11 protein-coding genes and 4 pseudogenes are annotated in these 11,490 nt (G+C 61.9%); 10 read left to right on the top strand and 5 right to left on the bottom strand.

Annotation, left to right across the window (positions count from 1 at the left end):
* The coding region (locus tag EN859_RS38640; protein ID WP_210237682.1) for a hypothetical protein at positions 1–187 on the top strand (187 nt) is incomplete at its 5' end.
* Between the two features lie 302 nt (positions 188–489).
* On the opposite strand, the gene betI is transcribed toward EN859_RS38640, so the two are convergent.
* Complete coding sequence (gene betI / locus EN859_RS04875; protein ID WP_127851774.1) at positions 490–1,128, bottom strand: transcriptional regulator BetI; 639 nt, start codon at positions 1,126–1,128, stop codon at positions 490–492.
* 81 nt (positions 1,129–1,209) lie between these two features.
* Here betI and choX point away from each other — a divergent pair, with 81 nt between their 5' ends.
* On the top strand, positions 1,210–2,148 hold the full coding sequence (gene choX, locus EN859_RS04870) for a choline ABC transporter substrate-binding protein (protein WP_127851773.1): 939 nt from the start codon (positions 1,210–1,212) through the stop codon (positions 2,146–2,148).
* Positions 2,145–3,002 (top strand): alpha/beta hydrolase, encoded by an 858-nt coding sequence (locus EN859_RS04865; protein ID WP_127851772.1) that lies wholly within the window; start codon positions 2,145–2,147, stop codon positions 3,000–3,002. Before choX ends, EN859_RS04865 begins: the two co-directional genes overlap by 4 nt.
* Before the next feature lie 330 nt (positions 3,003–3,332).
* On the opposite strand, the pseudogene EN859_RS39075 reads toward EN859_RS04865, so the two are convergent.
* A pseudogene (locus EN859_RS39075) lies at positions 3,333–3,551 on the bottom strand (transposase); the annotation flags it as partial.
* 119 nt (positions 3,552–3,670) lie between these two features.
* Here EN859_RS39075 and EN859_RS04855 point away from each other — a divergent pair.
* The 3 genes from EN859_RS04855 to EN859_RS04845 all read left to right on the top strand — a co-directional run bounded on the left by EN859_RS04855 (position 3,671) and on the right by EN859_RS04845 (position 6,536).
* Positions 3,671–4,714, top strand: coding sequence for an RHE_PE00001 family protein (locus tag EN859_RS04855; protein WP_127851771.1), 1,044 nt, complete (start codon positions 3,671–3,673; stop codon positions 4,712–4,714).
* A gap of 161 nt (positions 4,715–4,875) precedes the next feature.
* Positions 4,876–5,835 carry a DUF1403 family protein gene (locus tag EN859_RS04850; protein WP_127851770.1) on the top strand — a complete coding sequence of 320 codons (960 nt, stop codon included), beginning with the start codon at positions 4,876–4,878 and terminating at the stop codon, positions 5,833–5,835.
* A gap of 2 nt (positions 5,836–5,837) precedes the next feature.
* Complete coding sequence (locus EN859_RS04845) at positions 5,838–6,536, top strand: SMC-Scp complex subunit ScpB (RefSeq protein WP_127851769.1); 699 nt, start codon at positions 5,838–5,840, stop codon at positions 6,534–6,536.
* Between the two features lie 54 nt (positions 6,537–6,590).
* On the opposite strand, the pseudogene EN859_RS04840 reads toward EN859_RS04845, so the two are convergent.
* The 3 genes and pseudogenes from EN859_RS04840 to EN859_RS04830 all read right to left on the bottom strand — a co-directional run bounded on the left by EN859_RS04840 (position 6,591) and on the right by EN859_RS04830 (position 8,533).
* A pseudogene (locus EN859_RS04840) lies at positions 6,591–7,049 on the bottom strand (RES domain-containing protein).
* A gap of 62 nt (positions 7,050–7,111) precedes the next feature.
* The gene (locus tag EN859_RS04835) at positions 7,112–7,498 is read right to left on the bottom strand and encodes a hypothetical protein (protein ID WP_127851768.1); all 387 of its coding nucleotides are present in this window, start codon (positions 7,496–7,498) and stop codon (positions 7,112–7,114) included.
* 447 nt (positions 7,499–7,945) lie between these two features.
* Positions 7,946–8,533, bottom strand: a complete 588-nt coding sequence (locus EN859_RS04830; protein WP_127851767.1) for a hypothetical protein — start codon at positions 8,531–8,533, stop codon at positions 7,946–7,948.
* Between the two features lie 594 nt (positions 8,534–9,127).
* Here EN859_RS04830 and EN859_RS39070 point away from each other — a divergent pair.
* From EN859_RS39070 to EN859_RS04815, 4 genes and pseudogenes are all read left to right on the top strand, one after another.
* A pseudogene (locus EN859_RS39070) lies at positions 9,128–9,265 on the top strand (AAA family ATPase); the annotation flags it as partial.
* 325 nt (positions 9,266–9,590) lie between these two features.
* Positions 9,591–9,819: pseudogene (locus EN859_RS39065) on the top strand (IS110 family transposase); the annotation flags it as partial.
* Positions 9,820–9,974: 155 nt separating this feature from the next.
* Positions 9,975–10,568 carry a DUF6088 family protein gene (locus tag EN859_RS04820; RefSeq protein WP_127851766.1) on the top strand — a complete coding sequence of 198 codons (594 nt, stop codon included), beginning with the start codon at positions 9,975–9,977 and terminating at the stop codon, positions 10,566–10,568.
* Between the two features lie 118 nt (positions 10,569–10,686).
* The coding region (locus tag EN859_RS04815) for a nucleotidyl transferase AbiEii/AbiGii toxin family protein (RefSeq protein ID WP_348632911.1) at positions 10,687–11,490 on the top strand (804 nt) is incomplete at its 3' end.

The following is an 11,490-nucleotide window of genomic DNA, read 5'->3' as shown; positions in this document are numbered from 1 at the left end:
CGCGAAGGCCGTGCATTCTTTGAAGTTCATCCGCCGTCCTCAGCAAATGCAATGCCGCCACGTTGCTGAGGCTGAGTCTCACATTAAATGGCAATGGCCCGGCTCGATTATCAAGTTAAGTGCACATTCTCAAATTAAGTGCGCGGCTATCTCATTGAAATCTTTGAAAAGCCATTCTCATAGTTAACTGCCAAGCGACACCTGGGCTCGTCGACGCTTCTTGGGCTGTTGCAGGCGTGGTTGTTCCCGCGCCGGTCAAAGGGGTAGGGGACTTTTCCGCATTCGCGACATAGACCCAATGCGGGTCGCCTGGATCCGTTCAAACGCGAAGCGCTTTCGACTAAGTCGCTCGCTTGTCTCTTCACCATCAAGGCCCAGCGCGCGAGGCGCGCGTAAAAATAGGATCGGGAAACCTTCAAATACATGGGCGGTCAAGCCGCCGGCCTATCGCACGGTATGAACTGCGGCAAGCTGCTGCCAAGGCAGCATTCATTTGACGGCAGGCACAATCTCCCGCGTGGCCAGTCGCGCGGCGACGTAGGTCTTGACCTGGCGGATCGCCTGTTCGCGCGAGACGCTGCCCGGCTCTAGGCCGAGCCGCAGCCAAAGCCCGTCGATCAGCGCGGTGACGCCAAGCGCGATGTCGTCGGCATCCGCCGGCGCGGCAAGGCCATGCAGGCCGGACAACAGGTTCGAGCGCATGCGCGCGTGGAGCACCTTCTGGATACGCGCCAGCTTCTCGTCGCGTGGCACCTCGGCGCAGAGCGAGAGCCAGGCATGGCACAAAGGCGGCAGGAACAGATGCTCCTCGAAATTGCCGTCGATTACCGCATCGAGGCGCTCCATCGGCGTCCGGGCCTGGCGAAGCTGGGCGACCACCGCGTCGCGCAAAACGGCGTTGGCCTCCCGCATCGCATGCTCGAACAGTTCCTGCTTGTTGCGGAAATAGTGCAGCACGATGCCCTTGGAGGCGCCGGCATGGGCGGCGACCTTTTCCAGAGTCGCGCCGGCGATGCCTTCGCGCTCCAGCACGGCGAAGGCCGCCTGCCGCAACTCCTTGCGGCGTATTTCACTGAGACGCTTGAGCTTCAACGGATTGACCCACGCATTGCGAATCCACGTTGACATTTTCGTCCACTTAGATCAACTATTGACCGATGGGGCAATAAAAAGACCAATTGGTCAATTTGATAAAAAGAGGAGAACCGAATGTTCCGCATCCTTGCAAATGGCGTCTGTCTTGCCGCCCTGGCGCTGGCCTCTCATGCGGCTCAGGCAGCCGAACCCGAGCAGTGCAGAGCCGTCCGCATGGCCGAACCCGGCTGGAACGACCTGGCCTTCACCACCGGGGTTGCCAATGTCCTGTTCGCGGCCCTTGGCTATCAGCCGCAGAGCTCGGTACTCGGCATCAACGTCATCTACGAGGGGATGAAGAACAACGACCTCGACATGTTCCTGGGCTACTGGAACCCGGCCATGGTCACCTACTACGAGCCTTACAAGAAGGACGGATCGGTCGAGGACGTGCGCGTCAATCTGAGGGGCGCCAAATACACGTTCGCCGTTCCGACCTATGTCTGGGAAGCCGGCGTCAAGGACTTCGCCGACCTGCACAAATTCGCCGACAAATTCGGCAAGAAGATGTACGGCATCGAACCTGGCTCGAACCAGTTGATGATGGATGCCATCGCCGATCCGTCGCTCGGCCTCGATGGCTGGCAGGTCGTCGAGTCAAGCGAGGCGGGCATGCTTTCCGAGGTCGGCTACGAGATCAAGGAAAAGCAGTTCATCGTCTTCCAGGGCTGGGCCCCGCATCCGATGAACACCATGTACGACTTCAAATATCTCACCGGCGGCGACAAGTTTTATGGCCCCAACCTCGGTGCGGCGACCGTGACGACGCAGGTGCGCAAGGGCTATCTCAAACAGTGCCCGAATGCCGGGCAACTGCTGAAGAACCTCGCTTTCGACATAGACTTCGAGAATGTCGGCATGGGCTATCTGATCAATGACGGCATGAAGCCGGAAGAGGCGGGGCTGAAGGCCATCACGCTGAACAAGGATAGGCTCAACGCCTGGCTCGCCGGCGTCACCACATTCGATGGCAAGCCCGGCCTTGCCGCGGTCAAGGAAAAGCTCGGCCTGTGAGACCGGCAGCACTTGATGGATCGCCGAATGTGCGAGCCGAGCAGGACAGCTGGGCCGGCCGCAAGCAATTCATCAGGAGTGGCGATCGCGACATCGCCTATGTCGAGATCGCCGGCGCCGAGCCGGCGCTGCTTTTGGTGCACGGTTTTACCGACACCAGCCGCAGCTTTTCGCTCTTGGCGCCACATCTGGCCGGCCGCCGGCTGGTCATGCCGGATCTGCGCGGCCATGGCGGCTCCCAAGCCGGCGAGGGCTGCGGCATCGCCGATTTCGCAGATGACATCGCCGGATTGATCGGCCGCTTGCGGCTAGACCGGCCGGTGGTCGTCGGCCATTCCCTTGGCGCCATGGTGGCTGTAGCGCTGGCTGCACGTTATAGGGAGCTCGTCGGCGGGCTGGTGCTCATGGCCGGTACATTGAAGCCCGATCTGGCGCGGGACCATCCCCTTGTCCTCGGCGTTCAGGCCCTGCGCGATCCGATATCGGCGGCCGATCCGTTCTATGCCTGGTGGCATGCCTGCCGGCCTGGCGTGCCCCAAGCCTTTCTTGCCGGTCTGGCGAAGGATGCCTCGGCGATGCCGGCGTCGCTCTGGCGCGCCATCCTGGAGGAAATCCGCCGTGCCGATCTGACCGACGCGGCGCAGGCCGTGCAGGTTCGGACGCTGATCGTCGCCGGCGCGCGCGATCCGCTGTTCGGCGAGGCGCATCAGCAGGCGCTGTCCCACGCTCTTCCGCATGCATTGCTGGTTCAGGCGGAAGGCTGCGGCCACAATCCGCATTGGGAAGAACCGGCCTTCATCGCAGAGGCCATCTCCAGGGTGGTCGCCGACCTGCACGACCGGTCACTGCAGTAGTGATCCCTCGGTTGGCGCGAGACGCAAATGTCGCTTGGCAGTTAATTGCGAGAATGCGGTCGTTTCAGTCATATTGTGCTGTTAATTGTGAGAAAGGCGTAGCTCGGGTTCTCAAGTTAACTGCCATCGTTGCGAAGGCCGTGCATTCTTTGAAGTTCATCCGCCGTCCTCAGCAAATGCAATGCCGCCACGTTGCTGAGGCTGAGTCTCACATTAAATGGCAATGGCCCGGCTCGATTATCAAGTTAAGTGCACATTCTCAAATTAAGTGCGCGGCTATCTCATTGAAATCTTTGAAAAGCCATTCTCATAGTTACCTGCCAAGCGACACGTCACGGTCCGATCGTTGCGGTAGCGCGCCAGCAGATTGTAGACTTGGCGGGTCGAGAGGCGCAGCTCGGCCGCGGCCCGGTTGATTGCCGCGCGTCTTGGCCCCGAACCGTCGAGAATCCTGTCGAGCTCGCGAGCGAGACGACGTGCCGCCGACCATGCTTCGTCGGAATGCGACGTGCCGGGTGCGGCTTTGCGGTTGTGCAATCGGTGTGGCAAATCGAGCAGTCAGTGAAATCGTTAGCGAAAAATCGGGGCTGTCGTAGCGCCTAAACCTAAACAACACCTGACTTTTCCTTGTTTGAAATCGGGAAGTAAAAGCGACAGCCACCGAGCTTTTGACGCGTCTTGACGAGCGCCTGGCCCGCTCTCCCATTCGCGAGGGGTGGATCGAGCGGCAGAATTTTGCCGACGCGACCGCAGCACTCTGGCTCGAGGGCGAGCTCGTCCATCTCGAGGACCTGGTGCTGCACGACGCGCACATGGATGTCCGCGCCCCGACCCATGAGCTCACCCGCGCGCATTCGGTTCTGCGCGCCCGGCGGCAAATTTGTGCCCGGCCGCCCGACTGGGCGCTGGGCCGCGAGGGCCTTCGCCAGCTCACCGGCCGCGGCGGGGGCGGGTCGGCGGAAGGAGGCCGGGAAGGGGAGGGGAGTTTGGCACCACCGCCTGACGAGCCGACCGCCATGGACGAGCCGGATCCCTTAGCGCAAGAGTTGGCGGCGATCGACGCTGTGCTTGAACGGGCGACCAAGGTGCTGGCACGGGAGCCGGCAGCGCCACGTAACGAGGCGCCGCGAGCCTCTCGGCCAGCGATGGTCTACGATCTTGACTGGGACGAAGACGCCCGCCTGGCCGAGTGGCAGGGTGGGCTCGGCGAAACACGCCAACTGCCGGTGATCCTGCGTGCGGCGATCCTGCTCGAGACATGGTCCAGCATCGAAGTGCTGCAGCATGCGGCCTGGTTGGGGCCATTGCTGGTGTCGGCACTAATGAGGCAGGAAGGGCTCGCCGGCCGCCACCTCGCCTCACTGCATCTCGGCGCCAAGAATATTCCAAGAGAGCGCCGGCGGGCGCGCAATCGCGACGACCGATTGTTGGCTTGCATCGACGCCATACAGGAGGCGGCGCTGACGGGATTGAAGGAGCATGATCGGCTGGTGTTGGCAAAAAGCCAGATGGAGCGGCGGCTGCGTGAGCGCCGCGTCAGCTCGAAATTGCCGGATCTGGTCGAACTCGTCATGTCGCGTCCGCTCGTCTCCACGGGCATGATCCAGGACCGGCTAAAAGTCTCGAAGCAGGGTGCGCTCAATCTTGTCAGCGAGCTCGGCCTTCGCGAGATGACGGGGAGGGGAAGGTTTCGGGCGTGGGGGTTGATTTGAGACGGGAGCCCGCAACGTCGATGCCTTAGTTCCACGCAAAGGGCGAAAGGCGTAAGTGACTGATAAGGCAACATTATCATTCGTTTTATCTTTCCGACAGGCTGTGCGTTTTGGTGCAAAATTGATGGCGGAAAGCGCACCGCCACTTTACCCTCAAAAGCATGATTCGCCTCGATCTCGCGGCCGCAAGCCCCGCCCCAACCGCGCCGCCGACCGTCCCGGTCTGGGCGCTCGCCGGCGGCGGCGCGTCCAGTGATGCCGACGCCGCCTTCCAAGCGGGTGCTGCCCTGGCCGCGCTCGACGGCCTCGCCCGGGCGCACACTGGCTGGGCCGGCGCCTGGCGCCAGCGGCTGGCGCTCAACTGCGCTGCGGCCAGCATGCGGCTCGCCGGCCGCGCCGAGGACGAAGCGGCCCTGCGCGATGCCTGGCATCTGCGCCCGCCAGGCGCCGATCCCGGCCCCGCCGGCGCGGTTCTTGGCGCCTGGCGGCAGTTGGCCGTGCAACCGCCCGCCGCCAGCGCCGATCGGCTAGAAAAGATCGTCGACCAGCTTGGCCTCCATTGGGACGGCGCGGCTCTCGCCGACCTCTGCACGGTGATCAAAGAAGTGGTGGGGTCGCGGCGGCCGGCGCCGTTCGCCGCAGCGACAATCGCGGCCCGCGTCGTCGCAATGCGCCCCGATGCCGAGCTTTTGGCCTGGTGGCTCGCCGACCTGGTGCTGGCGCAAAGCCTGCGCTGGCCGCGGCCGCTGCCGCTGCTGATGGCCCCGGCCTTTGGCCCGGCTTTTCGCGGCGAGGCCGGCGGCAAGCGCACCCGACCCGGCGAAAAAGGTTTTGAGCGGGCGGTCTGCGTTGCGCTGGTTCAAGCGGCGGCCGAGGCCTGCCGGTTGGCGGCCGAGGTGTCGCGTCGCGCCGAAAAACTCCTGGCCGCGGCGCCGAAACTGCGCGCCAAGGGCGCCAGCGACGTGATTTTTTTGCTGCTCAACGAAGACGCTGTTTCGGGATCGCTGACGACCAAAAATCTATCGCGTTTTGCGGCGCGGCGGCTGTTCGGGCGGCTGCAGCAACTGGATGCCGTGCGCGAGCTCTCGGGTCGCACAACTTTTCGGCTGTTTGGGCTCTAGCGATGAGCGAAGCGTCCGCCCGTCGCAAGGCAAACGACCAGCCGGTCCTGCTCGACACAGAGCTCGAGCACCTTCCAGCAGAGCTGCGCTGGCGGGAATGGATGGGCAGGGTCGAAGCTGTGATCTTTGCCGCCAGCGAACCCGTGTCGCGCGAGGTGCTGGCGCGGGTCGTTGGCAAAATCTGCAATCTCGATTTAGTCATCGACGACATCCGTGCCGAGCTCGCCGGCCGCCCCTACGAGCTGGTCGCGGTCGCCGGCGGTTGGCAACACCGGACCAAAAGGGCCTTTGCCGACGTCATCCGAGGTGCATTTGACACGGCTGCGGGGCAGGGCGCCGAGGCAAAAGAGCTGTCGCAGTCCGAGTCTCTCGTTTTGATGTGCATCGCCTATTTGCAGCCGATCACACGCGGCGAGCTGTCGAGCTTCTTCGGAAAGGAGGTGTCGCGCGACCTGATCAGCGTGCTGCGGGCGCAGGAGCTGATCGCCTCAGGGCCGCGCAGCCCGCAGCCGGGCGCGCCCTACACCTATGTGACGACGAAGACCTTCCTGTCGCAGTTCGGGCTCGACACGCTGCGCCAACTGCCGGATTTCGAGGCGCTCGAGGACGCAGGGCTGCTGTCGAAGGAGAAGCTGCTGGTCGGCGGTATTCCAGCCGGGTTGACTAACGGGGAGGGCGAGGACGATGTCGCTGAGGACTAGGTGCCGTGAGCGGGGCGTTGTCGCGTTGCGACCACAGAGACAGTAGCTGATGACTCAGGACCAGGACGACTGGTCGTGCGGCAGCCGGTGATCGGGATCGTCAACCGCGACATGATCGCCGTCGATAAGATTGGCCGGAAAGATCACCAGATTGGTACCGCCGACGTGACACAGCGACGGGAACAGGATGCCGCGGAGCCCGGCCGTGATGATCAGGTCTGCGAGCTTCCACGAGGGCGGGATTTTCTTGTCGATGCGAGCGATTTGGCGCCAGGCACAATCTCACTCATGCCAGGCGCCGTCCTAGATGTCCGGGTCGAATCCCTGCGAAAGGTCGGCCATCTCGGCGAGCGTGATCTTGTAAGCCGCAAGGTTGGCTGGCGGGGTGATGCTGGCACCCTGCTTGTATTCATCAAGAGCCGTCTGGGTCGAACGGGACAGATAGAGTGCTTCGACGCCTGGCCGGTTGAAATGACCGCCGTCAATCGCCGCGCCTGCACCGCTGGTGGGCAGGAAGGCCTATTTGGGTGCCAGATAGCGATGGAAGATCTCGTCCGGCCCGACGCGGGTGACCTTCACCCGCGCGCGCCGTTCTCGAGATCCCGGATGAAGGCCAGGACTGCTTCGACCTGGCCGTCGGCGACGAGCTCGGCCGCCGTGCGATGGCCATAGTCGGCGATTGGTTCGTTGCGATACCAGTAGATCGCCTTCTCGACGTCGCCAGTGAGCTCCGTCGCGGCCGAGATCACTTTTACCATCTCGCGCATCCGGCCCTGCAGGCGCTCCGACGAGGGATTGCGGAGCGTGTTGCGATGAACCCCCGTCAACTGTGCCAAATTGGCCACCTTCACGCCTAGCGCCTGCGACAGGCGCTTCGGCGAGATATAGGGCGTGCGCGGCTCCTGCAGGCTATCCACAAAGCCCGAGACCACCCCGGAATGTGCGAGCCGTGCGTGGGTCATGACAAATCTCCGACCTCTCATACGCACAATATATGCACATTTCGACGCATAGCAAATGGACAGGTGTCCAAAGCCTGCCAGCGCTGCGCCTCCTTCCTCATCTTCGGTTGCCAGCGGCAGCAATGCGCCTTCATCTTAGCCGTCCAGCACGTGAGATGCCGCGCTCGTTCGGCTTGCCCAAGGAACGCGAATAGCCCGGGAGTGTGCCGGCTTAGAATGGATCGGCCGTTTCCGCCTATCATCGAGACCATGGAGCGACATCGAGCCGATAAGTTCACCGGGCAAGTTGCTTCTTCCGCTCTTCGACCCGATCGCGAAGGATACGTAGAATAGTGCAGATCGCGCCATCTACATGACTCGGATCGCCTGTGCGGGCTGGGTGGCGAAGCGATAGAGCCGGCCGGCTTAGCCGTCCAGTCGACCTGACTTTTGAGCAAAAAGTACCCGCTATTCCACGCCTTTGTAGGTGACGGACGCATAAGGTTCGAGGCCCGTCCGCTCTTTCACTAGCGTGGTATAGGCAACGGCGGTGTTATAAAATCTTACCGCATTCTCCGGATCGGTTTTTCTCGCATAGTCCAGATGCATGTTCTTCCGGTGCAGCCTGACGGGAGCCTTAACGGTGTCACGAATCTCCGTGGGGCCAATCTCGTAGGGAGATGAATGGGTCACGAGATTCCGCCACTGCTGCATCTGTCCGATGTCGCGAAAGAGCCCCTGGCTCTTGTCGATCTCGATCCCCGCTGCAGACATCAGCAATTCCATCTTGTCCCAGAACGTCCTCTTGCTCCGGTATTTCTGGAAATCGAAGCCTGCAAAACGCTCGTCCGACTGCATGGCGAACGCTACGGATGCCGAGAAGCTTTCGATAGCCGCGAACGCCAGAACCATGCCACCGGTAAAAAAGGAGAAGCCCATCGAGAGGCTGCCGGTTCGCGGCTTTTTGTCCATGGTAAGACCCGCCCTGACCAATTCGCCGGCCGCGTGCAGGGTCAAATCCCAATCATGGTTCTGCGCTGTGTATTCGTGAGGCAATTGATCTCGTACTGCTCCTACCAATCCATGTTCGCGGCAATGTCCATTTCGCCGGCCAGACTGTGCGGGAAATGAGTCATCTCATCGACGGAGGCCATGGTCTTTGCATAGGTGCCGTCGCGCGCCATCGTCATGATGGGCAGCAGTTCATACTCCTGGATTTAGATTTTGGCAGGCGCGCGTGGGCCAAGCTCTAGCGCGAGGGCGGCAAAGTCTACCCGGTATGCATCGCTGGCGCTCGTGCCGGCCCGCCCGACTGCTTCGTGGGGATGAAGAAGATAGCGATAAGGATCTCAAGGACGATCATCCGCTGCGCCCCTCGGAACCTGAGCGCGTCAGCCGGCACGAGGTGAATGCGGCTCTGAAACGCGAATTTTCGGGGCTCACGAGAGCTGACCGCGACCGGTCGACAAGTTTCCCTCTCCCGCAGATAAGGAGGGATGTGGATGCGGTTTGCCTTCAACTCATGATGGACAGCGGCGACGCAGCAGTCGAAACGCACCTGGAGTACTCGTACAAATCTCAGCGCGATTCACTCTGCTGTTTGCGCTACATCTTGAAAAACAAAGGAGCGAGTCGGGGGGCGGGAATGAAATGCGCGTTCGGCGGCTGAAGATTACAAATTTCAGGGGCATCTCTCAGGGCAGTGTAGATTTCTCCGGGCACACTCTGCTCGTCGGCGGAAACAATATTGGAAAGTCGACCGTGTGCGAGGCTTTGGACCTCGTTCTCGGGCCCGAGCGCCTTTTCCGTCGGCCGGTCGTTGATGAACACGATTTTCACTGCGGCCGATATTTGGATGACCAAGGTGCTCCCGTTGAAATCCGCATTGAAGCGATTCTCGTTGATCTCTCTGAAGAAGCGATGCGCCGGTTCGGTGGCCATCTGCGGCGATGGGACGACAAGGCCGGCATTTTCCTGGACGAGGCGCCCTCTGAACTCCGATCGGCCGAGATGGGGCCGGAACAAGAGCTGTTCAAAATCGATGGGATGGAAGGCTCCCGCTCCGCCGGTGCTAGGTTGCATCGGTTAGGATGGACAGAATGGGACCGTACGAATGGAAGAGATTTCTACCGTTGGCATCGACCTTGCGAAGTCGGTGTTTCAGATTCATGCGATCGATGGCACCGGCAAAGTCGTCGTCCGGCGTCAGCTGCGCCGCCAGCAGGGTTGAAGTTCTTTGAGCAGCTTGCGCCATGCCTGATCGGCCTCGACGCATGTGGCACTGCCCATTATTGGCACGCGAGCTGTCGGTCTTTGGGCACGATATCCGGCTGATGCCGCCTTGTTGCGGCGGCGGCCGCCGAAGGTTGTCGCCGTCTCGTGGGCGATTATCGGGACACCCTTTCTTCGCGTTTTCTCAGGCATCTTGAATGTCAGAAAAAGATAGCCTATTTTCTGACACATGAAAACGACCATGATATCAGTTCCACATCGGATCATGCGCCGCGCCCGCGCTGGCGGGCGTGGCTGTGTTTTCACGCCCAGCGACTTCCTCGATGTGGCGGGGCGCGCTGCTGTCGATCAGGCCCTCTCCCGCTTGGTCAAGAGTGGAAAACTGCGCCGCTTGGCGCGTGGCCTCTATGACTATCCGAAGGTGCATCCGAAGCTGGGTCAGCTTTCACCGGCTTCCGACGACGTCGCGCGTGCGCTCGCGCGGGAGACTGGTTCAAAGGCGCAGATCGCCGGCGCGCACGCAGCCAATGCGCTCGGCCTCTCGACGCAGGTCCCCGCAAAGAGCCTTTATCTGACGGACGGGCCCTCGCGCCGGATCGTGATGGGCAAACGCGTGGTCGATCTGCGTCACGCTTCGCCCAAGCATCTGATCGCGCCGGGCAGTCCTGCCGGAACCGTTGTCCAAGCACTTCGCCACGTCGGGCCGGTGCGGGCCGCCGACGTGGCCCAGCTCGCCGCGCGTCGGCTGTCGGCGGGTGACAAGAGGCTACTCGCGTCCAACGCGGTTCAGGCTCCCGCCTGGATGCGTCCGACGCTGATCTCGATCGGCAACACAGCATCGAACGCCGCGAATGGATAAGGTTGCTCTTCTTCCGGCAAGTGATCGGGCAGCACTCTTTGGCGAAACCGGCGCCGGGCGCGGCGTCGCCAACACGATCATCGAGAAGGACTTCTGGGTCTGCTGGACCTTGAAACGATTGTTCGATCTTCTGGAGGACGCCGCAGCCAGCCTGGTCTTCAAAGGCGGAACGTCCCTGTCCAAGGCCTTTGGCATCATCCACCGTTTCTCCGAGGACATCGATTTGTCCTTCGACCGGGCCGACCTCGGCTACACAGGTGATCGCGATCCAGAAAAGGAGGGCATCAGCCGAAAAAAGTCAGGTCAACTCATCGACGACCTGGTGGGAGATGTCGAGAAGCATATCGCCGACAGGCTGCTTCCCGCCCTTCGTGCCGCGATCGTCCAAGAGCTCGGCGAACCGCACCACGACGAGTGGTCACTAGTGATCGATGAAGCCGACGCGCAGACACTGAACTTCCACTACCCGGTCACGCTTCGGACGGCCGAGTATCAAGGCATGGCCTACATCACGCCACGGGTTAAGCTTGAACTCGGTGCCCGCGGTGATCCTTGGCCCGCCGAGAAGAAGCTCATTCGCCCCTACGCGGCCGACGATTTTCCCGATTTCTTCGAAGATCCGGATACGACGGTCACGGTCCTGTCTGCACGGCGCACCTTCTGGGAAAAGGCCACCGCCTTGCACACTGAAGCCCATCGTCCAGCAGAGTCGGCGACCCCGCAATATTTCTCGCGCCACTACTACGACCTCGCCATGATGCTCGACTCCGTCGAGGGTAAGGCCGCCGCCGCTGATCTCGAGCTGCTGGCAACCGTGGCAAAGCACAAGGCGACGTTCTTTCGCTCGGGCTGGGCCAACTACGATACAGCGCGGCCAGGCACTTTGCGGCTGATGCCAAGCGAGGCCCGGATCAACGATCTC

This window comes from Mesorhizobium sp. M00.F.Ca.ET.216.01.1.1, from assembly GCF_004010325.2.
Lineage (GTDB): Bacteria > Pseudomonadota > Alphaproteobacteria > Rhizobiales > Rhizobiaceae > Mesorhizobium.
Note: the sequence above shows the minus strand (reverse complement) of the source record. Positions and strands in the feature narration are given on the sequence as shown.